General features: G+C 70.2%; 26 protein-coding genes. 17 read left to right on the top strand and 9 right to left on the bottom strand.

The window, feature by feature from the left end:
- The first annotated feature begins 63 nt into the window (after window positions 1–63).
- Complete coding sequence (locus AMIS_RS39440) at window positions 64–885, top strand: CPBP family intramembrane glutamic endopeptidase (protein ID WP_014448090.1); 822 nt, start codon at window positions 64–66, stop codon at window positions 883–885.
- A gap of 95 nt (window positions 886–980) precedes the next feature.
- On the opposite strand, the gene AMIS_RS39435 is transcribed toward AMIS_RS39440, so the two are convergent.
- Window positions 981–1712, bottom strand: coding sequence for an SDR family NAD(P)-dependent oxidoreductase (locus AMIS_RS39435; protein ID WP_014448089.1), 732 nt, complete (start codon window positions 1710–1712; stop codon window positions 981–983).
- A gap of 69 nt (window positions 1713–1781) precedes the next feature.
- Between AMIS_RS39435 and AMIS_RS39430 the strand changes: the two genes are divergently transcribed.
- Window positions 1782–2609 (top strand): LysR family transcriptional regulator, encoded by an 828-nt coding sequence (locus tag AMIS_RS39430; protein ID WP_014448088.1) that lies wholly within the window; start codon window positions 1782–1784, stop codon window positions 2607–2609.
- A 149-nt stretch (window positions 2610–2758) separates the two neighbouring features.
- Here the strand turns inward: AMIS_RS39430 and AMIS_RS44900 are convergent, their stop codons facing one another.
- Entirely contained in the window at window positions 2759–2983 is a 225-nt protein-coding gene (locus AMIS_RS44900) for a hypothetical protein (RefSeq protein ID WP_014448087.1), read from the bottom strand.
- Window positions 2984–3210: 227 nt separating this feature from the next.
- Here AMIS_RS44900 and AMIS_RS39420 point away from each other — a divergent pair, with 227 nt between their 5' ends.
- On the top strand, window positions 3211–4515 hold the full coding sequence (locus AMIS_RS39420) for a pentapeptide repeat-containing protein (protein WP_014448086.1): 1305 nt from the start codon (window positions 3211–3213) through the stop codon (window positions 4513–4515).
- 204 nt (window positions 4516–4719) lie between these two features.
- On the opposite strand, the gene AMIS_RS39415 is transcribed toward AMIS_RS39420, so the two are convergent.
- Entirely contained in the window at window positions 4720–5241 is a 522-nt protein-coding gene (locus tag AMIS_RS39415) for a TetR/AcrR family transcriptional regulator (protein ID WP_014448085.1), read from the bottom strand.
- On the opposite strand from AMIS_RS39415, the gene AMIS_RS39410 reads away from it, so the two are divergent.
- Window positions 5214–6620: an MFS transporter gene (locus AMIS_RS39410; protein WP_014448084.1), complete on the top strand. Its 1407-nt coding sequence runs from the start codon at window positions 5214–5216 to the stop codon at window positions 6618–6620. The genes AMIS_RS39415 and AMIS_RS39410 overlap by 28 nt on opposite strands.
- 76 nt (window positions 6621–6696) lie before the next feature.
- Here the strand turns inward: AMIS_RS39410 and AMIS_RS39405 are convergent, their stop codons facing one another.
- Entirely contained in the window at window positions 6697–7386 is a 690-nt protein-coding gene (locus AMIS_RS39405; RefSeq protein ID WP_041830354.1) for a hypothetical protein, read from the bottom strand.
- Between the two features lie 353 nt (window positions 7387–7739).
- On the opposite strand from AMIS_RS39405, the gene AMIS_RS39400 reads away from it, so the two are divergent.
- Both AMIS_RS39400 and AMIS_RS39395 read left to right on the top strand, forming a co-directional pair.
- A complete protein-coding gene (locus AMIS_RS39400) occupies window positions 7740–9002 on the top strand; it encodes an amidohydrolase family protein (protein WP_014448082.1) in 1263 nt (420 codons plus the stop codon).
- Between the two features lie 42 nt (window positions 9003–9044).
- The gene (locus AMIS_RS39395) at window positions 9045–9752 is read left to right on the top strand and encodes a TetR/AcrR family transcriptional regulator (RefSeq protein ID WP_014448081.1); all 708 of its coding nucleotides are present in this window, start codon (window positions 9045–9047) and stop codon (window positions 9750–9752) included.
- Window positions 9753–9799: 47 nt separating this feature from the next.
- Here AMIS_RS39395 and AMIS_RS39390 read toward each other — a convergent pair whose 3' ends face one another.
- From AMIS_RS39390 to AMIS_RS39375, 4 genes are all read right to left on the bottom strand, one after another.
- Complete coding sequence (locus AMIS_RS39390; protein WP_014448080.1) at window positions 9800–10807, bottom strand: hypothetical protein; 1008 nt, start codon at window positions 10805–10807, stop codon at window positions 9800–9802.
- 54 nt (window positions 10808–10861) lie between these two features.
- Window positions 10862–11530: a response regulator gene (locus AMIS_RS39385; protein ID WP_014448079.1), complete on the bottom strand. Its 669-nt coding sequence runs from the start codon at window positions 11528–11530 to the stop codon at window positions 10862–10864.
- The gene (locus AMIS_RS39380; protein ID WP_051042332.1) at window positions 11527–12810 is read right to left on the bottom strand and encodes a sensor histidine kinase; all 1284 of its coding nucleotides are present in this window, start codon (window positions 12808–12810) and stop codon (window positions 11527–11529) included. The genes AMIS_RS39385 and AMIS_RS39380 overlap by 4 nt, the downstream gene beginning before the upstream one ends.
- Before the next feature lie 64 nt (window positions 12811–12874).
- Window positions 12875–13594: a class I SAM-dependent methyltransferase gene (locus AMIS_RS39375; protein WP_014448077.1), complete on the bottom strand. Its 720-nt coding sequence runs from the start codon at window positions 13592–13594 to the stop codon at window positions 12875–12877.
- A 288-nt stretch (window positions 13595–13882) separates the two neighbouring features.
- On the opposite strand from AMIS_RS39375, the gene AMIS_RS39370 reads away from it, so the two are divergent.
- From AMIS_RS39370 to AMIS_RS39340, 7 genes are all read left to right on the top strand, one after another.
- On the top strand, window positions 13883–14854 hold the full coding sequence (locus tag AMIS_RS39370) for an alpha/beta hydrolase (RefSeq protein ID WP_231859184.1): 972 nt from the start codon (window positions 13883–13885) through the stop codon (window positions 14852–14854).
- Window positions 14851–16074 carry an acyltransferase family protein gene (locus tag AMIS_RS39365; RefSeq protein ID WP_014448075.1) on the top strand — a complete coding sequence of 408 codons (1224 nt, stop codon included), beginning with the start codon at window positions 14851–14853 and terminating at the stop codon, window positions 16072–16074. Before AMIS_RS39370 ends, AMIS_RS39365 begins: the two co-directional genes overlap by 4 nt.
- Window positions 16075–16123: 49 nt before the next feature.
- Window positions 16124–16960 (top strand): CPBP family intramembrane glutamic endopeptidase, encoded by an 837-nt coding sequence (locus tag AMIS_RS39360; protein WP_014448074.1) that lies wholly within the window; start codon window positions 16124–16126, stop codon window positions 16958–16960.
- Window positions 16957–18090: a sensor histidine kinase gene (locus AMIS_RS39355; RefSeq protein WP_014448073.1), complete on the top strand. Its 1134-nt coding sequence runs from the start codon at window positions 16957–16959 to the stop codon at window positions 18088–18090. Before AMIS_RS39360 ends, AMIS_RS39355 begins: the two co-directional genes overlap by 4 nt.
- Window positions 18087–18746 carry a response regulator gene (locus tag AMIS_RS39350; RefSeq protein ID WP_014448072.1) on the top strand — a complete coding sequence of 220 codons (660 nt, stop codon included), beginning with the start codon at window positions 18087–18089 and terminating at the stop codon, window positions 18744–18746. The genes AMIS_RS39355 and AMIS_RS39350 overlap by 4 nt, the downstream gene beginning before the upstream one ends.
- Window positions 18747–18779: 33 nt before the next feature.
- Complete coding sequence (locus AMIS_RS39345; protein WP_014448071.1) at window positions 18780–19583, top strand: MerR family transcriptional regulator; 804 nt, start codon at window positions 18780–18782, stop codon at window positions 19581–19583.
- Window positions 19584–19708: 125 nt separating this feature from the next.
- Window positions 19709–20500: an SGNH/GDSL hydrolase family protein gene (locus AMIS_RS39340; protein WP_157435568.1), complete on the top strand. Its 792-nt coding sequence runs from the start codon at window positions 19709–19711 to the stop codon at window positions 20498–20500.
- Here AMIS_RS39340 and AMIS_RS39335 read toward each other — a convergent pair.
- On the bottom strand, window positions 20472–21281 hold the full coding sequence (locus AMIS_RS39335) for a helix-turn-helix transcriptional regulator (RefSeq protein WP_041830352.1): 810 nt from the start codon (window positions 21279–21281) through the stop codon (window positions 20472–20474). The two genes, AMIS_RS39340 and AMIS_RS39335, sit on opposite strands and share 29 nt — an antisense overlap.
- A gap of 161 nt (window positions 21282–21442) precedes the next feature.
- Here AMIS_RS39335 and AMIS_RS39330 point away from each other — a divergent pair, with 161 nt between their 5' ends.
- The 4 genes from AMIS_RS39330 (at window position 21443) to AMIS_RS39315 (ending at window position 25544) form a co-directional block, all read left to right on the top strand.
- On the top strand, window positions 21443–22708 hold the full coding sequence (locus AMIS_RS39330; RefSeq protein WP_014448068.1) for a serine hydrolase domain-containing protein: 1266 nt from the start codon (window positions 21443–21445) through the stop codon (window positions 22706–22708).
- Entirely contained in the window at window positions 22705–24105 is a 1401-nt protein-coding gene (locus AMIS_RS39325) for an XRE family transcriptional regulator (protein WP_014448067.1), read from the top strand. Before AMIS_RS39330 ends, AMIS_RS39325 begins: the two co-directional genes overlap by 4 nt.
- A 114-nt stretch (window positions 24106–24219) precedes the next feature.
- Window positions 24220–24681 carry a RidA family protein gene (locus AMIS_RS39320; protein ID WP_014448066.1) on the top strand — a complete coding sequence of 154 codons (462 nt, stop codon included), beginning with the start codon at window positions 24220–24222 and terminating at the stop codon, window positions 24679–24681.
- 53 nt (window positions 24682–24734) lie between these two features.
- Window positions 24735–25544 (top strand): alpha/beta fold hydrolase, encoded by an 810-nt coding sequence (locus AMIS_RS39315; RefSeq protein WP_014448065.1) that lies wholly within the window; start codon window positions 24735–24737, stop codon window positions 25542–25544.
- The last annotated feature ends 22 nt before the right edge of the window (window positions 25545–25566 follow it).

The raw sequence follows: 25566 nt of genomic DNA, 5'->3' as shown, positions 1-25566 counted from the left end.
CTCTGATCCATAGCGTTCTTGCTGGCCGCGGCGCACCGACCGCGGGCTGGTGAAGGAGCCGTCATGCGTTTCGTGAAGCAGTTCTTGGCCGTGCTGGCGGTCATGGTGGTGTGCGGTCAGGTGACCAGCGCGGTGCAGGACAACCCGTGGCTGACCCTCGCCGCCGGCCTGCTGTCAGCGGTCCTGACCATCCTCACCTACCGCTGGGTGGTGCGGCGCACTGAACATCGCGACGTCAGCGAACTGGCCGGCGGTGGTTCGCGGTTCGTCACGGGTGCGCTGATCGGCGCGGCGATGTTCGCGTCGGTTGCGGTCAACCTGGCCTTCAACGGCAGCTTCCACGTCGGCGGCTTCGGCTCGATGCCGAACACGTGGGGCATCTTCGGGTTCATGGCGGCGGCGGCCGTGACCGAGGAGGTGCTGTTCCGGGGCGTGCTGTTCCGGATCGTCGAGGAGCGGCTCGGCACGTACCCGTCGCTGATCCTGACCGGTGTGGCGTTCGGCGCGATGCACCTGCTCAACGACAAGGCCACCCTGTGGGGGGCGCTGGCCATCGCCGTCGAGGCCGGGTTCATGCTGGCCGCCTGCTTCGCTGCCTTCCGCAACCTGTGGGTGCCGATCGGCCTGCATTTCACCTGGAACTTCCTGCTCGCCGGCATCTTCAGCCTCACATCGTCCGGCAACGGCCTCGGCAAGGGCCTGGTCGAAGTCACGATCACCGGTCCGGAGCTGTTCACCGGCGGCGAGTTCGGCCCCGAGGGCGGCGTGGCGGCGGTCGGCGCGGGCGTCCTGCTGACCCTGATCTTCCTGATCGTGGCCCACCGCCGCGGTCACATCGTCCGGCCGGGCGGCCGGGGCGCCGCGAACGCTGCAGCTGCCCGATGATCGACGTCCGGCCGCCGCGCCATCTCCGGACGGCGCGCCCTCGCAGGCGGTCGGCAGCACATCTGGCCCCAGCCGTCAGTGGCGGCCGGGACATCTCACCACGGCACCTTTCCGCCGTCGTCGAAGAACCCCCCGCTGGGACACTCCCGCCCCAGCGTTGCCAGCCGCACCACCACCGCCGCGCCCTCGGCCGCCGTGCGCGACAGCTGAAACGGCAAACCCTTGGCGAAATCCGTGTCGCACGCACCCGGCGCGATCGCATTCACCAGAATCCCGTCCCCGGCCAGCGCCTTCGCATACTGCACGGTCAGCATGTTCAGCGCGGCCTTGGACACCGGGTAACCCAGCGACGCCGCCGATCTGCTCAGATAGTGGGTCGCATCGGTCATCCACGCTTTCGACGACGTGCCGCTGGAAACGTTCACGATCCGTGCCGCAGCGGAATGCCGCAGCAGCGGCAGCATCGCCTCGGTCACCGTCACGACCCCGAACAGGTTCGTCTCGAACACCTCCCGGATGCCATCCAGCCGGGCTGCCCCAGGCTCCTGCGCCGCCAGATCCCCACCGATCCCCGCGTTGTTGACGAGGATGTCCAGCCGGCCGAACCGGGATCCGACCTCCTCAGCAGCAGCAGCGACCGCGGCGGGATCGGTCACATCCAGCCGGATCGGCGACGCGCCCTTGATCTTCGCTGCAGCCTCCGCTCCCCGTTCGGAGTCTCTGGCACCGATCAGCACCGTGATCCCCAGCTCAGCGAGACCCTCCGCGACGGCCCGCCCGATCCCTTTGTTCGCGCCAGTCACCAGCGCGATACGTGCTTCGTCCATGCCCTGAGCACACCACCGGCAGCGCCCGCGGACCAGGATCGACCAGGTCTGCGGCGATACCCTGAAGGTATGGATGACGTCGAGACGCGCGAACTGCGCTACTTCGTCGCAGTCGCCGAAGAACTCCACTTCGGCCGCGCCGCTCAACGCCTCGGCATCGCGCAGCCACCACTGTCCCGCGCAATCCGTCTCCTCGAACGCCGGATGGGCGTCACACTGCTGGAACGCACCAGCCGCCGAGTCCACCTCACCGCACCCGGCCAAGTGCTGCTCACCGAGGCACGTGGCGCGCTCAACGCGGTCGAAGCAGCGATCCGACGTACCCGAAAGGCCGCACGAACCACCCCACACCTGACCTTGGCCCTGAAACCCGGCGGTGACGCAGGACTGCTACCGGCCATCCTCGATCGCTACGCCGCATCCCCCGGCGCCGTCCCGGTCGACCTCGTTTTCAGTGCGGGCGAGCGCGCCGCCATGGTCCGCGACGGCCGAGCCGATCTTGCCCTGCTGCATCACCCGCAGAACGACCTGACCGGCCTCGACAGCGACGCCCTGCACACACAGGGCCAGGTAGTAATCCTGCCGAGAGGTCACCGGCTCATCGAACGCGTCACCGTGTCGATGGCCGACCTGCACGGCGAACCCATGGCCCGCTGGCCCGAATCCCGCCCCAGCGTCGCCGGCCACCCGGTCGCGGACAGCAACGAACTGCTGCACCTGATCCAGACCGGGCGCCTCATCGCGGTCGTCCCGGAAACGCTTGGCGAACACCTGCCGCCGGGCCTGACCAGCCGCCCCGTCCCGGACGCCGACTCGGTCACCCTCGTCCTCGCTTGGTCACAGAGCAGCACCTCACGCGAAGTCGCCGCCTTCGTCAGCGCCGCAGTCGCCACCTGACCGAGACCGTCGATACCAACTTCGACGAGACCGATGACGGCTCGCAAGAAGGGCGGTGGCTGACAATTTCGCCGGTAACTCGCCTTCGCATCAGCTCGCCATCATGCGGACCGGAGCTAGTTCGTGCAGGGTCTCCGCCCAGGCGCAAATCATCTGAAGATCACCGAGATGCCCAGCTCGGTTCGGTGTCCTGAGTTCTTCTGATTGCGGCGCTGTCTACGGATCAGAAGGTCCGGTCGACCACCAGCGCGCCCGCTTCGCGGGCGATGACGACGCCAGCCCGAGGTGTCCCAGGGTTTGTTGGCGAGCATGACGACGGTGTCGATGTGGCCGGCGGCCAGCCACGCCAGGTCGATGGCGGCTGAGCCGTGCATGCGGACGCGCTGCACTTCGTGGCGAGGCTCTGGGTCAGGGCGAATCTGGCTCGGTTCTTCTCGGTGGCTCCGGCACCGACCGCGTAGTCGCCGAGTGCGACCACGGCCTCGCCGACGTTCCGCGTGGTGCTGACCGTGATGGGGTGGTCCCATCGATATCGACCATGGGGAGACAGTGCTAGACCAGCGCCACCTGACCATTTGCGACGGTCGGTCATCATGCCTTAGTGGCGAACGACATTGGCGCGCGGCCGAATCCGGCAGGGCAGCGCAAACCGTCGCGGTGGTTGTGGCTGCTCACCGATGCCGGCATTGCCGCTGCGTCGACGGTCATCGCGCTCCTGGGCCTCGCCGTCGTGGCCTTGATGTGGCTGCTCGTCGACACCACCACGGGAACCGAGCTGGCGAAGCTGCGGCTGGATGTCCTCAAGTTTGCGTTCGGCGTCGTCGCCGGTGCCGGCGCAATGGCCGCGCTGCTGCTGGCTATCCGCCGTCAGCGGCACACCGAAACGGCGCATCAGCTTGCCGTGGACCAGCATGCGCTGAGCCAGCGGGCTCAGACGCACACCGAGTCGGACGCAGCAGCGCGCCGGGTCACCGAGCAGTACTCGAAAAGCATCGAGCAGCTGGGCTCGGCGCATGCGGCGGTCCGGCTCGGTGCGCTGTACTCGCTGGAACGGCTCGCTCAGCAAGTCCCTGATCAGCGACAGACCGTTGTCAATGTCATCTGCGCGTATCTCCGTATGCCCTACACGCTGTTCAGCGTCGACCATGATGAAGAGCTCAACGACAGCGAGAAGGCTGAGCAGATCGCCTCGGGCCAGGAGCTGCAGGTCCGCCTCGCCGCACAGCAGATCCTGGTCCGTCACCTGAAGAGCGAAGCGTCCGAGCAGCGCTGGTTCGACATCGACATCAACCTTTCCAGCGCGACCCTCGTCGACTTCGACATGTCCGATGCGGTGGTCCGCGCCGCGTCATTCGACCGGGCTGTCTTCCGGCGCATCGCGGTTTTCGACCGCGCCCAGTTCCGCAAAGCGTCCTTCGTTGCCGCCCATTTCACCAGCCGGGTCGAATTCCGGCAGGGAATCTTCGCCCAGGAAGCGGATTTCAAGGCCGCCAATTTCGCGCGCCGGGCCGATTTTAACGGTACGAGGTTCAGCGGCGGGGCGGACTTCACTCGAGGCGTGTTCAGCAGGGATGCCTCGTTCCGGTCCGCCCGATTTGGCGGACCGGCATGGTTCGGCGGTCATCTCAAACCCGACGTGACGTCCGCTGAGAGCGCATCGAGCGGCACCACCCGGTTCTGCGGCCGGGCCCATTTCGGGTACGCCGTCTTCGACGAGGTGGTCGGCTTCGCCGACGCCGAGTTCGGCGGGCTGACCACCTTCGAGGGCGCCCGGTTCCGGGGCGACGCGGGTCTGAACGGCGCGATGGCCGTCAACGACGCTGCGTCCGGCGACAGCATCTGGCCGGACGGCTGGACCGTCACCTCGGGCGGGGAGCTGCGCCTGACCGGCATCACGACGAGATAGCGGCTGTCTATTTGGCGTGGTTTGGGGTTATGCGGTTTCATGCTGGCGGAGTTCTCTGGCCGGGTTTCGTAGTCGCGAACGAGGCGGCGGTGTTGCATGACCATGGGAAGGCGCGGCGCCCCGCCGGCCGTCCGAGGCGACATGTACGGCGGGTCTGCCTGCCGCATCGCGCGGTCAGCGCCCACCCGGGCAGGCGCGGACGGGTCAGGGCGGCGGCTCGGCGGTGAGCCCGGTCAGGGCCAGGTCGAGCAGGCGTTCGGCCCGGTCTGGCTGTCCGGTCCGGTCGAGGGCGAGAGCGATGCCGGTCAGCAGGGTGAAGACCTCGGCGGCGGTGACGTCGGGGCGGGCTGCTCCGGCGGCCAGCAGCGCCTCGATCGCGGCCATCACTCGGTGCGGGCTGTCGGCGTACGGGTTGACGCCTGAGTCCAGGACGGACCGCAGGGCCTCGGCCATGCCGAATTTGGCGGTGGTGTACTCGATCAGCCGGCTCATCCAGGCCCGCAGCGCGTCCCGCGGTGGAAGGGCTGCCAGCAATTCGGGGGCGGCGTCGCAGAGCCGGGCCAGCTCGTTCTGATAGGCCGCCGCGATCAGCGCCTCCCGGGTCGGGAAGTTGCGGTAGAGGGTGGCGCTCCCGACGCCGGCCTCCTTGGCGATCCTCTGCCCCGGAACGATTCCGCGTGCCCAGGGAGTGCAGACCAGTGAGCACCTCGCTCGACACCGAACCATCCCGGACCGCCGTCCCGCCGGCGACCGGCGGCATGGCTCTCATGCTTCTCGCTCAGCTCATGTTCGTTCTCGACACGACCATCATCAACGTGGCGCTGCCCCGTATCGGCGCAGGTCTGGGCTTCGCCCCGGCCACCCTGTCATGGGTGGTGAACGGGTACGCGCTCGCCTTCGGCGGCCTGTTGCTGCTGGGAGGCCGCCTCGGCGACGTCCTCGGCCGACGGCGGGCCTTCGTCCTCGGCGTCGGGCTCTTCACCGCAGCCTCCCTGGCCGGCGGGCTCGCTCCGACACCGGGTTGGCTGATCGCCGCCCGCGCGGTGCAGGGTGCCGGTGCGGCTCTGGCAGCACCGGCTGTCCTGGCCCTGCTCACCGTCAGCGCACCGGACGAGGCGGCACGTCGCCGGTCCCTCGCCCTCTTCTCCGCCGTCGGTGTCGGTGGCGGCACCCTCGGCCTGGTGCTCGGCGGCCTGCTCACCGAGTACGGCTCCTGGCGCTGGACCATGTTCGTCAACGTGCCGATCGGGTTGGTGGTGCTCGCCCTGATCACCCGGCTCGTCGCCGCCATCCCCGGGACGCCCGGCCGCTTCGACGTTCTCGGAGCGGTCACCGCCACCGGCGCCGCGACCAGCACCGTCTGGGCTCTCATCCAGGCGCCGGATCACGGCTGGACCTCTCCGGCCGTACTCGGTGGGCTGCTCCTGGGTTTGATTCTGCTGACCGCGCTGATCGTGACCGAGCGTCGTGCGGCCCACCCGCTGCTGCGGCCGGCGTTGGTGCGTGACCGGCGGCGCGTCACCGGGCTGATCGTCACCACGCTCGTCTTCGGCGCTCAGATGTCGATCTTCTTCCTGGTGGTGCAGTACCTCCAGCGCGAACTGGCCTTCTCCGCGCTCGCCGCCGGGCTGGCGTTCCTGCCGATGACCGGGGGGATCTTCGCGATGTCGCGAATCACGCCACTGCTGGTGGGACGCTTCGGCCAGAAACCCCTGCTGATCATCGGATGCTCGGGACTCACCGCGAGTTACGCCTGGCTCAGCGGTATCGGCGACACCGGTGGCTACCCGACCGCCGTCCTGGCGCCACTGCTGCTCAACGGCATCGCTGCCGGGCTGACCTTCATGCCCGCCGCCTCGCTCATCCTCGGTGACGTCGCCGCCGCCGACGCCGGCGCGGCATCCGGGCTCATGCAGACCTCTCAGCAACTCGGCGGTGCGATCGGCCTGGCAGTCATCGTCTCGGTGTACGCGGCCGGAGCCGTCCCCCAGGATTTCCTGCCCGGCGCCCGAGCCGCCTTCCTCGCCGCAGGCGGTCTGACCGTGCTCGCCCTCATCGCCGTGGCAGCGCTGCCGGCTCGGCGGAGCTCCGCGTCCGCCGCCTGATGCCCGGGGAGGCGAACGGTAACCCCGGTCACCGGGCGAGCTTCCGACAAGTCTCCGACCGGATCTGGCGCTGCGGTCAGACGTAGACGCGGGCGGTCCAGGACTGCACGGCGGAGGCGGTCCAGTTCTCGGCGTCGATGGAGTAGACGTCGACGATGCCCCGGCTCGTCTCGTACACCTCGAAGGTCTCGGTGTCGTAGTACTTGTCGCCGCCGGTCATCGCGGAGGTGAGATCAGCCAGGATCGCCACGGTGGCGTAGCCGTACTCGAAACACGGGTCGATCCACGGCGCCGAGTCCGTGCAGACCATGTCATCCGTCGCGACCTTCACGGTGATCGAAGCGCCCTTGCGGAACGTCACCGTCTTGGACTTGAAGTTCCCGACGCCGCCGTCGCGTCCGGAGTAGAGGGTCTCGGAACGCCGCTGGTTCACGTAGACCTTGATGGCGTCGGCCTTGCTCGTGTGCCCACTCGCGGTGGCGGTGAACTTCCCGCCCTTGGTGGCCTTCACGGAGGCCGAGAACCGTCCGGACTTGTTGGCCTTGGTCTTCTTCACCGCCTTGCCGTTGAACTTGATGGTCACCGTGGCGCCCTTGCCGGCCTTGCCGACGATTTTGATCGGAGCGCCCTTCTTGGTGACCTCGGCGGCGTCGATCGTCGGCCTGACCTTGGCCGCGGACGCGGGAGCGGCGGAGAGGACCAGGCCGGAGGCGACGACGGCCAGAGCCAGGGACAGTGAGGCAGCGGCACGCGCTGTGCGGGTCAACGAGAACTCCCATCGGTGTCTCACGCGGTCGCGCGCGAGAAGTCCAGGCTGCAACCAGACAGGAAGTTGATCAAGGGACGGCAAAGCAGTTCTGGCTGATCGGAGGAGTAGACGGCCCGGAATGGTGGAGATCGACGGTAGGGGGATGGCGATCCCGCCGTGGGCTCGGGTATCTCAGCGAGCCTCGTCCGTAGTGGCCCCTCAAAATCCAAGCCCGACGAACGCGTTCGTTGCGAACGCATTTTTCACGCAGTATGTTCGTGACGAACGCGTTCGTCAGCTGCTTCACGATCTTCAGGCCAGTGGCCGCCGACGACGAACGTCGTGGCCCGCACCATGAAAGGTGAACCACCATGGCAACCGCCATCACCAACGTACGAATCTTCGACGGGACCGTGGTGCTCGATGCCACGACCGTGCTGCTGGAAGACGACCGGATCGTCGCGGTGGGTGGTGAGCCGCCGGCGGACGCGGCGATCGTCGACGCGAGGGGCGCCACGCTTCTGCCCGGCCTGATCGACGCGCACGTGCACACCAACCCGGCGAGCCTGGCCCTGGCTCTACGGTTCGGAGTGACGACCGAGCTGGAGATGCAGGGCACCAACACCCGGCACAACCGGGCGTACCTGAGCGAGGACGACACGGTCGCCGACGTGCGGTCGTCCGGGTTCGGGATCACCCCGCCCGGTGGGCACCCCAGTGAGTTGTTCCCCGAGGACTTCCGTCCCGGCCCGCCGCCCGGCGCGACCCCGCCGCCGGGAGCACGTCCGGCCGGCCCGCCGCCGGTGATGCCGTTTGCCACCACGCCGGAGGAGGCGGTGGCGTACATCCCGCAGCTGGTCGAGACCGGCTCGGACTACATCAAGTTCATGGTTGACGACGGCAGCGTCGAGGGTCATCCCGGACTGCCCATGCTCAACCAGGCAACCCTTGCCGCGGGCGTCGCGGAGGCCAAGCGGCACGGCATGCTGACCGTCGCTCACGCGCTGACCATCGACGCCACCCGGATGGCGATCGAGGCCGGAATCGGCGGCCTGGGACACCTGTTCATGGACCGGCCGTGCACCGATGAGATCATCACCCTGGTTGCCGGTTCCGGCGCGTTCGTTGTGCCGTGCGTGGTCCTCAACGCCTCGATGATGGGCATCACCGGCGGCGAACTGGCCGACGACCCCCGAGTGGCCTCCCGGCTGCCCGACGACTGGATGACGACACTTCGTTCCAGCTTCGGCCACTACCCGCAGGGCAGCCTCGCCGACGTGCTCGCCTCCGTGAAGGCCCTGCACGATGCCGGGGTCGACATCCTGGCCGGCACCGATGCGTCGGTGGCCCTGCCCTTCCTCGGCGGTCTGGCGCACGGCGCCAGCGTCCATCACGAGCTGCAATATCTCGTACGGGCTGGGCTCACCCCGGTCGAGGCTCTACGCGCGGCCACCAGCACCCCGGCCCGCCGGTTCGGCCTCGACGACCGTGGTCGCATCGCCCCCGGCCTGCGCGCGGATCTGCTGCTCGTCGACGGCGACCCGACCACCACCATCAGCGACACCCTCAACACCCGGGCGGTCTGGCGGCGCGGCACTCGCGTCGTCCTGGAGAGCGTCACCGCCGAGCGCTGATTCAGGCATGTGGTGCACGAACATGTTCGATACGATCGCGTTATGAGCCCTCGTCGAGTTCCTGTCAGCCGTCGTGACCGTCCGGCCAAGCCACCGCTGAGCCGAGCGGGCGCCGTCAGCGCGGCATTGCGGATCATGAAGGAGGAGGGCTTGGAGCGGGTGACGATGCGTCGGCTGGCTGCCGAACTCGACACCGGCCCTGCCTCGCTCTACGTCTACGTGCAGAACATGGCCGAGTTGCACGGCGCGATCCTCGACGAACTGCTCGCCGGCCTCGCTCTCCCCGATCCCGGTGGGGTGGACGAGCGCTGGCGGGAGGAGTTGATCGGGGTGCTCACCGGCTACACGCAGCTGCTGCTCGGTCAGCCCAGCCTGGCCCGGTCGGTTCTGGCACTGCGCCCCTCGGGCCCGCATTACGTGCGGCTGGTCGACACGCTGCTGGGGTTGCTGTACGCCGGCGGTGTGCCGGTGGCGCAGGCGGCCTGGGGTGTCGATCTGCTCCTGCAGCACGCCACCGCCACTGCCGCGGAACAGGGCGCGCGCAACGAGGCGACCGAGGCGCAGGCCGAGCAGGACGCTTTCGTCGAAGCGCTGAACGACGCCGCCGACGGCGACTGCCCGAATATCGCCCACGCCCGCCACGAGCTGTTCTCCGGCACCGGAGGTCAGCGCCTGGCCTGGACATTCGACGCGATCATCGCCGGCATCTCCACCGTCGCGGTGCCGGAGCCGGCGCAGCCTCGGGGGTGAGGATGGAGTACCAGGCCGACGTCCGGGGTCGTTGGCGCCTCCTGCTCTCAGCCGCCGAGCAGTTCGGTCGCCAGTTCGTCCTCGGAGATCGGGCGGGCTGCGAGGACAGCGGCTCTGAGCAGCGCCTCGTCGACCACCGTGCCGGCTCCGGCTCGCAGGACGACGTCGCCGTCGGTGCGGATGTATTCGTGGGATCCGCGCGCATGGCGGTACAGCAGTGAGCTGCCGTCGGGCCGGCAGCTGATCTCCTCGGGCCGGGGCGGAGGAGGAGGCGTCGGCTGGACCGGTGCCGGTGCGTCGGCCGGGGCGTCCGGCGGCAGCAGGACCGGCGCCGGCTGCGGGACGTACAGCGGATCGGGGCCACAATCGGGACCTTCCACAGCGGTACGGGAGACGGTCACCACGATGGTCTGCTCCCGCCAGTACTTCACGGTGGCCTGGTCCGTCGGCTCGTAGTCGGTCGTCGCGGTGACGGGCGTCGTCGTCCGCCGATAGCCGGGGATCTCGGTCGTGTAGATCTGGTCGAGCGGCGCCTGGAGCAGGGACAACAGATCGGCGCGCCGGGACTCGGCGTGCTCCTGGCGGACCTGCTGCTGCACGGCGACCGCGGCGCCTGCCCCCAGAAGGACGACGACGGCGAGCACGGCGAGCCGGAGCCGCCGCCCGAGGAAGAGCGCGGCAACCACGGTGTACGGCAGGCCGGCGGCCAGCATCCAGGGCGCCATCTCGCCGTACTCGATGTCGAAGAACGTGGTGAGCCAGGCGATGCCGCCGACACCTGTCATCCCACCCGCCGTGACCGCAACGGCCCACCAGAAACGCCGGGCAACCGGTCCGGTCGCCGGTGAGGCGCTGCTGGTGGCCGTCCCGGCGAGGAAGAACAGGCCGACGGCCACCACCGGCAGCAGGAGAAGCCCCAATCCACCGCCGAAGAGCATGCCCACGAACAGGCCGGCACCCACGGGCAGGGTCAGGCAGCCCAGAGCATAGACGGCGACCAGCTGGGTTGCGGCCTGCCCGCGCCGGGCAAGGCGGTCATCGGAGGAGTCGGGCACACGCGGCCTTTCACAGACGGGATTCGAGTGTGACGGGGGCTCGCCACCGGATTCCTATCGGCCCGGGATCACCAGTCCGGTCTCGTAGGCGACGACGGCTGCCTGCGTACGGTCACGCAGGTTGAGTTTGGTGAGGATGCGGCTCACGTGGGTCTTCACGGTCTGTTCGCCGACCGTGAGGTGGCCGGCGATCTCCGCGTTGGACATGCCGCGGGCGATCAGCCCGAGGACCCTGACCTCCTGGTTGGTCAGCGAGGCCAGCCGGGCCGACGAGAGGGCGGGCACGGCCGAGCGCTGGGAGAAGTCCTCCATCAGCCGGTTCGTCACCGACGGGGCGAGCACGGCGCCGCCGGACACGGTGGTGCGGATGGCGTCGGCGAGCTGGTGCGCCGACGAGTCCTTGAGCAGGAAGCCCTTGGCGCCGGCCCGGATGGCCTCGTGCACGTATTCGTCCTCGTCGAAGGTGGTCAGCATCAGCACCTTGATGCCGGGGTCGTGGGCCAGGATCCGCCGGGTCGCCTTCAGGCCGTCGAGGATCGGCATCCGGACGTCCATCATGATCACGTCGGGGTTCAGGTCGCGGGCCTGGCGGACGGCCTCCTCGCCGTTCGACGCCTCGCCGACGACCTCGATGTCCGGCTGGACGTTGAGCAGGACGGCGAAGCTCTCCCGTAGCATGCGCTGATCGTCGACGACCAGCACCCGGATCGGCATGGTGCTCATCCTCCTGTCACGGGCAGGGCTGCGGTGACCGTCACGGGCAGAGCCACGCTGACTTCGTACCATCCGTCGTCGCGTGGCCCGGCCCGCAACGTCGCGCCGAGGACCGCCGCTCGCTCGCGCATCCCGGTCAGGCCGTGACCGCCGGCGCGAGGCGCGGGGATGGCAGGTGCGGGGCTGTTGGAGACCCGGAGATTCAGTACGGCCGGCCCGTACCCGACCTCCACCTCGACGTCGGACCCTGGCGCGTGACGGATCGCGTTGCTCAGCGCCTCCTGCAGCACCCGGTAGGCGATCAGCTCCACCTGCGCCGGCAATGACCACACGTCACCGTGGATGTCGGTCCGCAGGGACAGCCCGGCGCTGCGGCAGTTGTCGAAGAGCTGGTCGAGGTCGGCGAGGGTGGGCTGTGGGGCGTACCGATCGGGGATGTCCTGTTCGGAGCGAAGCATGCCGAGGATGTGCCGCATCTCCGTCAGCGCGGCCAGGGCGTTCTGCCTGATCGACGTGAAGCTCTCGGCCGCGATCGGGTCGAGTGCGGTGACCCGGTAGGGCGCGGCCTCGGCTTGGACGGCGATCACCGACATGTGGTGGGCGACCACGTCGTGGAGTTCCCGGGCGATCCGGGCGCGTTCCTCGAGCGCGGTCCGCTGCACGCGTTCCTGTTCGGTGAGCCCGACCTGGCGGCGCAGTTCGCGCCGGACGTCGCGCAGCCAGCGGGCGGTCGCGATGACGGCCAGCCCGGCGGCGTAGAAGCCGGAGAGGACCAGGCCGTTGTTGAGCTGCGGCCGGTCCGGGAAGATCAGTTCCGCGGCGACGGACACGGCGCTGACGATCAGCCACTGGGCCAGAGCGACCGGGTACGGAACCTGGTAGGCCACCATCATGCCGGTGGCCAGGATCGCGACGATGCCGCCCACGCTCCACGGCCAGAACACGCTGTCCATGGCCGGCCCGGTGGAGGAGCCGATCAGGATCAGGTACGGCATCGCGGCGATCAGGCCGAGCCACCAGGCGGCGATCGGCCGATAGCGGATCAGGACGATCGGCGCGGCCTGCGCCACGGCCAGCACGGTGATCACCGGTGAACTCTGCGGGAGGGTGTCGGCGAGCACGCCGATGCCGACGACGACCGTGTACAGGGTCACCAGAGCGACCCCGATGAACCGCAGCCCGCGCATCAGCGTGGGGCGCCGGGAATCGGCGCCGGGTTCCGGGCGTGCGGTGAGGGCGAACAGTTGCCGGCCGGTCGCGGCGAGGAGACGAGCGGAGGTGTGCGCCAATGTCTGCTCCTCAGCTCGCCCTTTCAGCGACCGCATGTCCGATGGAGACTCAGATTAACCGTGTTCAGGGCATGTGGAAGAACATCATCGGGTTGTCCTGGCCGTGATGCACCGGATCACCGAGGTTCAACTCGTTCTTCACCGCGACCAGCGCGTTGTGTGAGTCCCGGGCCGCGGCACGGGACGGGGTGAAGTAGCCGGTGTTCCGCTCGGCCAGCCAGGAGAGGACGACACGGCCCTCGCTGAACGGCCACGGGCGCCGGCTGTGGAAGACGTCGTGCACGCTCACCGGCACGCCCGGGCGGACGGTCGGGAACAGCTCACCGACGAACCAGCGGGCGAACGCGGCGGTGTGCGCGGCGTCGACGAACAGGTAGTCGATCTCGTACTCATGGTTGTCGAGCGTCTGCCGGGCGTCACCCCGCACGAAGGTCCACCGGCCGTCCGCCAGTTCGGAAGCGACGTTGTGGCGCGCGTTGTCGATCAGGTCGTGGGTGAAGAGCCGTCCGGCGCCGTTGTCCCGCAGGGCGCGCAGCAGCCAGTTGGTGGACCAGCCGTGCAGCGAGCCGATCTCGACGATCACCTCGGGACGGGTGTCGCGGACGAGCAGGTAGGTGATCTCGGCCTCGAGGTCGTCCAGCTGGGCCTTCAGCGGCGGAGTGCCGTGCCGCAGGCGGCGCTGCTCGTCGCGCACCGTGCGCAGGTCCGCCTCGTACTTGCGGTAAAGGCTTTCGACGTATTCGAGCGTGATTTCGGTGTCGGCTTTCCGGGGTGAAATAGTCACTGGCGTCTCCTTGGGAACGGGTGTCGGATCCCCAATCTAGGAAGCGGGCCGCCCGCTGTCGTCACGCTCAAGTAGCACCTCTTGAACTGGGAATATATGGGTCGTAGCTCTCAGGTACTACGGCGTTGATCCCGCTACGGATTGACGACATGGAGGTACTCCCGCTCATAACTTCGGTCCATTGCCGGGAATGGAGTGAAGGGCGGAGAGATAGTGCTGAGCAGGCCTCGCCGATTGCTCGGAACAGCGGCGTCGGCATTCGTCGCCGTGCTCGTGGGAGTGCCTGGCGTGGTGCTGTTCCGCGCCACCGAGGCCACACCGGCCGTGCCGCTCGCCGGTGTGGAGCAGTGGATGACCGACGCGCTGCGGCCCCCGGACCCGGCGACCGCCACCGTCGAGCAGGTCGCCGCGTTCTTCGCCGCCCTGCCGCCGCCGGACGCGACCGCCCTGACGACGCGGCACCCGCGGGTGGCCGGCAACCTGGACGGAGTGCCCACGGCGCTGCGGTACGCCGCCAACCGCGCCCAGCGTCCGGACTGGGCCGACCGGACCTTCCTCGCCCTGGACACCCGGGGTGACGGTCGTGCCGCCGAGGTCATCGGCGACCTCGCCACCGCCGAGCGGGTCGCCGTTCTGGTGCCCGGGGTCGACGACACCCTGGCCGGATTCGACTCCGGACACGGCGGGGTGCTGCGCCGGGCGCCGTCCTGGCAGGCCCGCCGGCTCCACACCGAGATGCTGCGGGTCGAGCCCGGCGCGAAGGTCGCGGTCATCGCGTGGCTCGGCTACGACCCACCCGAGGGGGTACGCCGTGACGCGTTCCGCGAGGACCGGGCCGCGGCCGGCGCGATCGCGCTGGAGCGTTTCGTCGACGGGCTCGTGCTGGACCGTCCCGGGCTTGCCGTGACGGTCATCGGCCACAGCTACGGTTCCATCGTCGCCGGACTTGCCGCATCCCGGCTGAGCCCGCAGGTCACCGACATCGTCGCGATCGGCAGCCCGGGGATGGGCGTCGACGACCGGGAGGATCTGGGCTCGCCGGCCACGGTGTGGGCGGGTAGCGCGCCGAACGACTGGACCCGCCGGGTACCGGGACTGCGACTGTTCGGCATCGGCCACGCGACCCTGCCGTTCGATCCGGGCTTCGGCGCTCTCCCGCTGCCCTGCGAGGACGTGGACGGGCACGACGGATATTTCCTGCCCGGCACGTCGTCGCTGCTGGCGATGGCGCGGATCGGGCTGGGTGACGACGCCCGATGACGGCCACCGAGATCTCCTGGAGCCGGCGTCTCGCCGAGGCCACGCCGGCCGGCCGGGACCGTACGGTCGACGCGGTGCGCGCCCTCGCGATGGCCGGTGTGGTCGTCGGGCACTGGATGGTCACGGCACTCGTGGCGCATCCGGACGACGGATGGCATCAGCGGAGTCCCCTCAGTTCGATGCCGTGGCTCGTACCGATGACCTGGTTCCTGCAAACGCTCGGCCTGTTCTTCTTCGTCTCCGGTTACTCGGCCGGACGTGGGCTGAGCAGATGGCGGGGACGTGGGCGATCGACCGCGTCCTGGCTGGTCTCGCGGCTGCGGCGGCTGCTGCCGCCGGTCGTGATGTTCCTCGGGGTGTGGGTGATGGTCCGTACGTCGCTGTCCGGCTCACCGGTGGAGCCGTGGACCGCGCACACCGTGAGCAACCTGATGGTCAGTCCGTTGTGGTTCGTCGGCGTCCTCGTGCTGCTGCTGCCGCTCACCCCGCTGGTCGTCGCGGCGGAACGGCGGTTCGGTGCGGCGGCCGCGCTCGGTCCGCTGGCCGCGGTCGCCGTCGTCGACCTCGTACGCTTCGAGCTCTGGCCGGGGCTGCCGGGCGAGGTGGCGTACCTCAATGCCGTCACCGCCTGGCTGGTGCCGTACGTTCTCGGCGTCTCCCTGAGCCGCGGCGGCCTCGACCGCCGCTGGGGTTCTCCGCTCGCTCTGGTTGGTGTCCTGGCCGGCGCGTTCCTGATCCTGGTCGCGGACTATCCGGCGAGCATGGTCGGCGTCCCCGGCGACGACCGATCGAACCTGGCCCCGCCGTCCCTGCTCGTGGTGGCACTCGCCCTCGTGCAGATCGGCGTGGCCCGGCTCGCCTGGGAGCGGCTGGCCGGGCTGATGCGGCGGCCGGGCTGGTGGGCGATCGTGGCCCTGCTGAACCTGTCCGCGATGACGGTGTTCCTGTGGCATCAGAGCGCGTTGCTGGTCGTCAGCGCGGCCGGCCATCTGGTGCTGGGCGAGCCGGCCGGGCTGATCGGGGCGCCGGACGGACCGGCTTGGGTGACGGCCCGCCTGCTCTGGCTGCCGGTGTTCGCCGTGGTCCTCGCCCTGTTCTGGCTGATCTTCCGGCGCGTCGAGGCGCTCGGCACCGGGGCCTCCGGGCGAGGCTTGTCCCCCGAGCGAGCTACCGGCAAGTGTCCACCGCGCGGTGACGATTACGGCGGCCGGAATTCATAGGTTTCTTCGTGTCCGCGGCACTCCGGTCGCGGCCTGCGAAGGAGCCATCATGCGATTCGTCAAACAGCTTCTCGCCGTCGCCGCCGTCGGTCTGATCGGTGGGCAGGGCGTCGCCGCCGTCCAGGGCAGCTTCCTCCTCACCCTGGTGATCGGCGCGGTGACGGCGGTGCTGGCCGTTGTCGTCTACCGGTGGGTCGTGCGGCGCACCGAATACCGCGATCCGGCCGAACTGGGCCGGGACGGCTGGGGCGGGAAGGTGGGCCGCGGGATGCTCATCGGGTTCGCCATGTTCGCGGCCGTCATCGCCAACATCGCGTTCCTCGGCGGTTACCACGTCGAGGGCTGGGGCTCGCCGACCGGAGCGCTGGGTCTGCTCGGGTTCATGGCGGCCGCTGCGGTCACCGAGGAACTGCTCTTCCGGGGCGTGCTGTTCCGGATCATCGAGGAGCGTACCGGGACCTGGATCGCTCTCGCCCTGACCGGCGTGGTGTTCGGCGCGATGCACCTGGCGAACCCGGACGCCACCTTCTGGGGCGCGACCGCCATCGCCATCGAGGCCGGGTTCATGCTGGCCGCCTGCTACGCCGCCACGCGGAACCTGTGGGTGCCGATCGGCCTGCACTTCGCCTGGAACTTCGCCGCGGGTGGCATCTTCAGCGTCGTGGTGTCGGGTAACGGCGAGTCGAAAGGCCTGCTCGAGGCCTCGATGTCGGGACCTGCCGCGCTGAGCGGCGGCGATTTCGGGCCGGAGGGCAGCCTGTACGCGGTGCTGGCCGGCGTGGTGCTGACCGTGGTGTTCCTCCTGCTGGCCAAGCGCCGCGGGCACATCGTCGGTCGGCGGCGCCGCACGGCCGAGGTCCCGGCGAGCGCTACAGTCGCCCAGTGATCAAGCTCCGGAAGCTCCCGGTCACGGTCCGGGATCTCCCCCTCGCCCTCGGTTTCGGGCTCGCGGCGGTGGTCCCGGCGCTGGAGCAGCACGGCACCCAGCTCGGCGACCTGCCGGACCGCCCGTACGACGCGCTGACCGTCGGTGTCATCGCCCTGGAGAGCCTGCCGCTGGCCGTGCGCCGCCGGTTTCCCGCTGTCTGTCTCGCGCTGGTCTCGCTCGGCTTCGCCATCGACCAGTTCCGCGGCTACCACACCGTCGCGGGTACCGGACTGGCCGTCGCGCTGGTCAGCGCCGGCGCCTACGTGGAACGGCGCCGCTGGGTCGTCGTGGCTCTCGCCTCGGCGGCGTACGTCACCCTGGCGATCTCCCTGGACCGGCTCGGCTCCACCGAGGGCGTCACCGGGTTCACCACGTTCTACCTGCTGCTGGCCCTCGCCTGGGGCGTCGGGGCGTGGCTGCGCCAGAGCCGGGCCGCCGAGGCGGAACGCCGCCGCCATGTCGAGGAGGGCACCCGTGCGGCGGAGCGCGCGCGCATCGCCCGGGAGCTGCACGACGTCGTCACGCATCACGTGACGGCGATGGTCGTGCAGGCCGAGGCGGCGCGCTATCTGACGGGTGATCCGGAGCGGCTGGAGCAGACCTTGAACGCGATCACCGGCACCGGCCGCCGGGCCGTCGGCGACCTGCGGCAGCTGCTCGACCTGCTCAACCCCGATCACGGTACGGGTGACCCGCGCACGCCCTCGGCCGGTGACCTGGACGCTCTCGTGGATCAGACCCGGCAGGCCGGGCAGCCGGTCGAGTTCGTCCGCGAGGGGACGGCGGCGGCCACCGGCAGCGCCGAGGTGGCGGCGTACCGGGTGGTGCAGGAGGCGCTGACGAACGCGCTGAAGTACGCGCACGGCAGCCCGACCAGGGTTCACGTCCGGCACGGGAAAGGGGAGACGACCGTGGAGATCAGCACCGACGGCTCGGGATCGAGCGGCGCGTCACCGGGTGGCAGCGGGCGCGGCCTCGCCGGCCTCCGCGAGCGGGTCACCGTCCTCGGTGGAGAGTTCAGCGCGGGCGCGCAGGCCGGTGGCGGCTTTCTCGTGCGGGCCCGGATCCCGGCCGGAAACCCGTCGTGACAGCGCCGATCCGGGTGCTGGTCTGCGACGACCAGGAGCTGATCCGCACCGGCTTCACGACGATCATCAACGCCCAGTCCGATATGGAGATCGTCGGCGAGTGCGGCGACGGGCGCGCGGCCGTCGACCTGGCCGCCCGGCTCCGGCCGGACGTGGTGGTGATGGACGTCCGGATGCCGGTGCTCGACGGCATCGAAGCGACCCGCCTGCTGGCCGGCGCCGCGGTCCCCGAGCCGGTGAAAGTCCTCGTGGTGACGACCTTCAACCTTGACGAGTACGTCTACGAGGCCCTGCGGGCGGGTGCCAGTGGCTTCCTGCTCAAGGACGCACCACCGGCACAGCTGCTGAACGGCATCCGCACGGTCGCGACCGGTGCCGCGCTGCTGGCCCCGGAGGTGACCCGGCAGCTGGTGGGCAGGTACGCGGCCCGCATCCGCCCGGCCGAGGGCGACCCGGACGGCGGCGCGCTGACCCCGCGCGAGATGGAGGTGCTCCGGCTCATCGCGGAGGGCCTCTCCAACAGCGAGATCGCGGCGGCCCTGGTGATCAGTCAGGAGACGGTCAAGACGTACGTGTCCCGCATCCTCACCAAACTCGACCTGCGCGACCGCGTGCAGGCCGTGGTGTACGCCTACCGCCGCGGCCTGGTGACTTGACCTTGTGGCCGCTGCAAGGCGCAGGCTGTGGACATGTTGTCGATCAAAGACTTCAGCGAGATGTCCCACCTGTCCGCGCAGACGCTGCGGTACTACCACGCCGAAGGGCTGCTCGTTCCGGCCCATGTCGACGAGCAGACCGGTTACCGCTCGTACACCTTCGACCAGGTCGCGGACGTCATGTTGATCTCCGTGCTGCGGGAGGCGGGCCTGGGGGTCAAGGAGATCAGGCGGGCCCTCGACGAACCGGATGTCGCGCCCGGGCTGCTGCGCGAGCACCAGGCTGAGGTCCAGCGCCGGCGCGCGGAACAGGACGAGGCGATCCGGACCGCCGGGGATCTGCTCGAGGCGCCGCCGCAGCCATGCCTGCGGCGGGTTCCGGCGATGACCGTGGTGTCGCGGCTCGCGCCGGTCACCCCGCTCGGACGGGACCGGCAGGAGTGGGACCTGACCGAGGCGATCCTGAGAGCCGCGACCGAAGACCTGCTCACGGCGGTGCGGTCGGGCGGTGCGACGCCGGCGGGTACGCCGTGGCGGATGCTCGCGCCGGGACGGGCTTCCGCTGCGGAGGGCCCGTTCTGGCTGATCCAGGTTCCGCTCCTGGACGGCCCGGCGACGCTCGCGGACGTGCCGCCGGATGCCGAGGTTCACCGGTACGAGGCCGCCGAGGAACTGTCGATAACCATGCCGGGCCGCACCTCGCTGGCGAAGTACTGCACGGCGATCGGCCGGCTGCTCGCGTACCCGCTCGACGGTGCCTTCCCGGACATCGCGCGGCTGCGTCACCTGGTCCGCGAGGACGGCGTCGAGTTCAGCGTGCCGGTCCGATCCTGCTGAGTCCGATTCATATGCGGAACTGCTTCGTCATGTGGTTCTGCGTGTTCTTCGCGGCCCGAGCCGGGTGAGATCGACACCTGAGAGCGGAGCGGGTGATCGGAATTCTCGGTGTAGTGCTGGGTGTGATGGCAGCCCTGGCGGCCGGCACGGTGGCGGTCATCGTCGGACAGGCCCGGCGCGTGCAGCGCATCGTTCCGGTCGCGATGCAACCGCCGCCACGGGCTGAGGGATTGATCGGCGCGCGGCTTCCCGGTCCCCCGCTGACCATGACGATTCTCGGGGACTCCTTCGCCGCCGGCTACGGGGCGACCAGGCCCCGGGAGACCCTGGGCGTTCTGCTGGGTACCGCTGTCGCCCGCCGCGCCGGCCGGCCCGTACGCCTGCACCGCCAGGCCTTCGTCGGCGCGATGTCATCGGACCTGCCGCACCAGGTGCAGGCCGCGGTGAAGCACGAGCCGGATATCGCGATCATCTTCGTCGGGGGCAACGACGTCACCCGGTTCGCGCCGCTCAAAGCGGCGGCGCGGCATCTCGGTGAGGCGGTCGGGCGGCTCCGGGCCGCCGGCTGCCCGGTCATCGTCGGCACCTGCCCCGACCTCGGGGTCCTGCCCCCGCTGCGGCCGCCACTGCGGTGGCTGGCCGCCCTGCGCAGCCGATGGCTGGCTCACGCACAGACGGACGCGGTGGTGGCCGCCGGCGGTTTCCCGATCCCCCTGGCCGAGCTGCTCAACCCCTACTTCGAGGCCGATCCGGTACGGATGTTCGGCGCCGACCGCTTTCACCCCTCCCCGGCGGGTTACGCGCGTGCGGCCGCTGTCAGCCTGCCACCTCTGCTGGCCGCACTCCGCGCGGAAGGCGTCATCCCCGTACCGGGCCCGGGGCCCGCGGTCAGCGGCTGCTCAGTTGTCCGGAGGTGAGCAGGTGGCGGAGATCCCTGCCGCCGCGCGGGGTGAAGACCAGCATCCGCTGCCGGCGGTCGTGGCTGAAGACGACCTCGCAGTCGAGGTCGACCCGGCCCGCCACCGGGTGCAGCAGCGATGTGGTCTCCTGACGGCACAGCCGTACCTCGTGGTTGTCCCACAGCCGGCGGAACTCGGCGCTTCCGGCCAGCAGATTCGCGATCATCTGCTCGGCTTCGGCGGGATCGGGTTCCAGGTCCGCCGCTGCCCGGACGGCGGCGGCGTAGGTCGCGCTCTGGGCCGCGTAGATGTCCGCGGGATAGCGGTCGCGTTCCTCCGGGTTCATGAACCACCGGTAGTAGCCGCTCCGGGCCAGACCCGTGTAGTGCGTCTGGTCGCCGAACAACTCGAGGGCCAACCGGTTCTGCAGCAGGGTGTGTGCCAGGTTCGACATGACCATCGCGGGGTTACCGTCGAGCGCATGCAGCACCCGGCGCAGCCCCGGGTCGACCCGGTCGAGGTCCGCGGTCTGCTGGGGCGGGTTGTGACCGATCAGGTGGAAGAGATGGTCGCGCTCGTCGGTGGTCAGGTCCAGCGCCCGGGAGAGCGCCGACGCCACCTCGGGTGACGGTCGTGGCCCGCGCCGCTGCTCGAGCCGCGTGTAGTAGTCGATCGAGATGTATGCGCGCTCGGCGACCTCTTCGCGCCGTAATCCGCGGGTTCGGCGGGCCGTGTGGTGAGCGGGAACCAGGGCCGCCCGCCGATGCCTCAGGAAGTCTGCCAACCCGTCGCGATTCACATCAAGATCTTACGACGTGGCTTCTGACCTCGGGTTGTGCCGTGTGCCAGGGACTGCCGGTCCCTGGTACGGCTCTGCTCACCATGCCACCGTTCGGTGTCCCGCGGTTTCCGGTGTCCCGCCGGTTTTGGGTGTCCCGCGGTTAAGGAGAGGTCGAGTTGGTGCTCAGAGTGGACGTGCCGTCCGCCATGGTTCACGGTGCGGTGGAAGAGGGATACGGCCCGGTTGCGGATGCGTTCCGGCGCAACTTCGCGCTGGGGCGAGAGGTCGGCGCCGCCTGTGTGGTCTATCGCCACGGCCGGAAGGTGGTCGACCTGTGGGGCGGTTACCGCGACGGCGTGACGCGCGAGCCGTGGGAACGCGACACGATGGTGCCGGTCTTCTCGACGAGCAAAGGCGTCTCGTCGATGGCGGTCGCCGTCCTGCACGCCCGCGGCCTGCTCGACTACGACGAGCGGGTGGCCGCCTACTGGCCGGAGTTCGCCGCGGCCGGTAAAGCGGACGTCACGGTGCGTCAGTTGCTGTCTCACCAGGCGGGGCTGCCGGCGCTCGACCGCCGGCTCGAACTGCGTGACCTGTCCGGTTCGGCGACCCTGGCCGCCGCGCTAGCGGAGCAGCGGCCGGCATGGACGCCGGGTGAGCGTCACGGCTATCACGGTCAGACGCTCGGCTGGTACGAGAGCGAGCTCGTCAGCCGGATCGACCCGCAGGGCCGGCACCTGGGCCGGTTCTTCGCCGAGGAGGTGGCCGCGCCGCTGGACCTCGACTTTCACATCGGCCTGCCGGAGAGCGCCGATCGCAGCCGGATCGCCCGGATCCACGGGTTCCGGACCTGGGAGATGATGCTGCACATCAACGCGATGCCGCCGGCCTTCGCGTGTGCGTTCGCGAACCCGTGGAGCCTGACCGCCCGGGCGTTCCAGAACCCGCGGGTGCTCGGGGTCCCGGAGAACATCAACCGGCCCGACGTGCAGGCCGCGGAGATCCCGGCCGTCAACGGCATCGGCCGGGTGGGGTCGATCGCGCGGCTCTACGGCGAGGCCGCGTCCGGTGGCGCCGGGCTCGGGTTCACCGCATCGACCCTGGATGCGCTGAAGAGCCCCGCGGCAACCCCGTCCCGGGGGCTCGCCGACCAGGTGCTGCGCCTGCCCACGCAGTACTCCCTGGGATATGTGAAGCCGTTCCCCGCGTTCCGTTTCGGATCCTCCTCCGGCACGGCGTTCGGCACGATGGGCCTGGGCGGCTCCTTCGGCTTCGCCGATCCGGACACGGGCATCGGATTCGCGTACGCCATGAACCGGCTCGGTTTCCACCTGTGGGACGACCCGCGTGAGGTGGCACTGCGCGAGGCGCTGTTCGTCAGCGTGCTCGGCGAGATGCCGCAGCGACCCGACACCGCGAGGGCGCACGCACGTCGTTCCTCGTGATCGAGATCCGTGAACGGTCCGAGACCGACGAACCGACCGAGACCGACGAACCGACCGAGACCGACGACAGGAACGAACGGCCCGCCCGCACGATGAACGACACCTTCGGCCGCCGGCTGCGAGCACACCGGCACAGGGCCCGACTGACGATGGAAGAACTGGCGGAGCGGTCGGGAGTCAGCGCCCGGGCGATCAGCGACATGGAACGGGAACGCAGCGTCGTTCCGCAGCGGCGCACCGTCCAGGCGCTGGCCGAGGCGCTGGCGTTGCCCGAGATCGAGCAAGCGGCTTTCCGGTCCGCGGCCAGGGCCGGTCGTTCGATGGTGAGGACCGCCGTGCCGGCCGCCGTGCCGGTCGCCTTGCCGGCCGGTGCGCCGGCCGCCGTTGCGGGCGGCTTGTGTGCGCTGCCGCGCCCGGTGCCCGATTTCACCGGCCGTGGCCGTGAGCTGGCGCGGCTGAGCCGGGTCGCCACCTCGGCGCGGCCGGCACCGGCGGCCGCGCCGGTGGTGACGGTCTCCGGAACCGCGGGAGTCGGCAAGACCACCCTGGCGGTGCAGGCGGCTCACCTGCTCGGCACGACGTTCACCGGCGGGACCCTCTTCGTCGATCTCCGGGGGATGGACACCCGCCCGGCGGGTGCCGCGGAGACGCTCGCCCGGGTGCTCGGCGCGTTCGGTGTCCGCGACGAGGACATCCCGGCGGACGAGACCGACCGGGCCGGCATGTACCGGGAGCTGCTGCATCATCGGCGTGCACTGGTGGTGCTCGACAACGTCGCCGACGAGTCACAGGTACGGCCGTTGCTGCCGGGCCCCGGTCCCTCGCTGACCGTCATCACCAGTCGCCGGCTGCTCGCCGGGCTGGAGGGCGTCCACCGGCTCAATCTCACCCAGCTGCCGGCCGAGGACGCGGCGGCGCTGCTGCGGCGCATCATCGGCGACCGGGAACCGGAGGCGGCCGGCGAGGTGGCCGAGCTGTGCGGCAGGCTGCCGCTGGCGCTGCGCATCGCCGGTAACCGGCTGATGAGCCGTCCGCAGTGGACGGTGCGACACCTGGCCGACCGGCTCGCCGACGAGAGCCGGCGCCTCGACCAGCTCATCGCCGGGGATCTGCGGATCGCCGCTGCCTTCAACCTCTCCTACGCGCAGCTGTCTCCGCGGGCGCGCCGGCTGTTCCGCCGCCTGTCGCCGGCGCCCGTCCCGGATTTCGACGCGCGGCTCGCGAGAACGCTCGACCCGGCGGACCCGGACGGTATCGAGGACTCCCTCGACGAGCTGGTCGAGCTGAGCCTCCTGCAAGCCCACGTCGACGGCCGGTACCGCTTCCACAACCTGATCCGCCTGTTCGCCCGGGAGCGGCTGGCCGCGGAGGAGCCGGGCGGCCCGGCGCCGGTCTGAACACGCAGAAGTATTTCTGCGTGCGGTGATGCGTGTTCCGTTGCGCCCGGTCCGGGTGAGATCGATCAGGGGGCGCAGCAGAGCGACCCGGCCGCGACACGAGAGGCGTACACCATGGGGATCTGGACCGACCGGCTCACCGAGCTGGGCATCACGCTGCCGCATGTCGCCACACCCGTCGGCGGTTACGCCCCGGCGGTCCGTTCCGGCGTCCACGTCTACACCTCCGGCCAGCTGCCGTTCGTCGGCGGGACGCTGCCGATCACCGGCAAGGTCGGTGACAGCGTCGACGTGGCGCAGGCGGCCGACCTGGCCCGTACCGCTGCTCTGAACGCTCTTGCGGCGGTGGACGCGCTGGTCGGCATCGACGCGGTGGTCCGGGTCGTCAAGGTGACCGGGTTCGTCGCCTCGCTGCCGTCCTTCACCGGGCAGGCCCGGGTCCTCGACGGCGCCTCCACCTTCCTGCACGACGTCTTCGGCCCGGCCGGAATCCACGTCCGCTCCGCGGTCGGCCTGGCGGTGCTGCCCCTGGACAGTCCGGTCGAGGTGGAACTGCAGGTGGAGATCGCACCCTGACCTCAGACGAGGCGCCCCGAGTTCATGTTCCGTACCTGATTGAGAAGAGCATCATGCGCATCCGCATCTCCAAGGTGGCGGCCCTCGCCGCCGCCATCGTCCTCACCGGCGCCGCGTCGGTCGCCGGTTCCGGTGCCGCCGTGGCCGGCACGCACGCCCCGGCCAAGCCGACCGTCGTGCTGGTACACGGCGCTTTCGCCGACTCCGCGAGCTGGTCCGGCGTCATCGAGCGGCTGCAGAAGCGGGGCTATCCGGTCGTCGCCGCCGCCAACCCGCTGCGCGGGCTCAGCTCCGACGCGGCCTACGTGCGTACCGTCATCAACTCCGTGCCGGGCCCGATCGTGCTCGCCGGTCACTCGTACGGCGGCGCGGTGATGACCAACGCCGCCGCCGGCGACCCGGACGTCAAGGCGCTGGTCTACATCGCGGCGTTCGCACCCGACAAGGGCGAGAGCGCGCTCGAGCTGTCCAACAAGTTCCCGGGCAGCACCCTCGGCGACACCCTCTCCGCCGTGCCGCTCGGTGACGGCACCAGCGACCTCAGCATCCGGCAGGACCTGTTCCGGCAGCAGTTCGCCGCCGACGTGTCGAAGAAGCAGGCCACGCTGATGGCCGTCACACAGCGGCCGATCCGCGACGCGGCGCTCGGCGAGGGTTCCGGGGAACCGGCATGGAAGAAGATCCCCTCGTGGTTCCTCGTCGCCGGCGCCGACAAGAACATCCCGGTCGCGGCGCAGCGCTGGATGGCCGACCGGGCCGGCTCACGCGCCACGGTCGAGATCCGCAAGGCGTCGCACGCGGTCGGCGTGTCGAACCCGAGCCCCGTCGCGGACCTGATCGTCCGCGCCGCGACAGCGCGATGATCTGACCAGCCGAGAAGGCCGT

The organism is Actinoplanes missouriensis 431, from assembly GCF_000284295.1.
In the GTDB taxonomy this organism is placed as follows: domain Bacteria; phylum Actinomycetota; class Actinomycetes; order Mycobacteriales; family Micromonosporaceae; genus Actinoplanes; species Actinoplanes missouriensis.
Note: the sequence above shows the minus strand (reverse complement) of the source record. Positions and strands in the feature narration are given on the sequence as shown.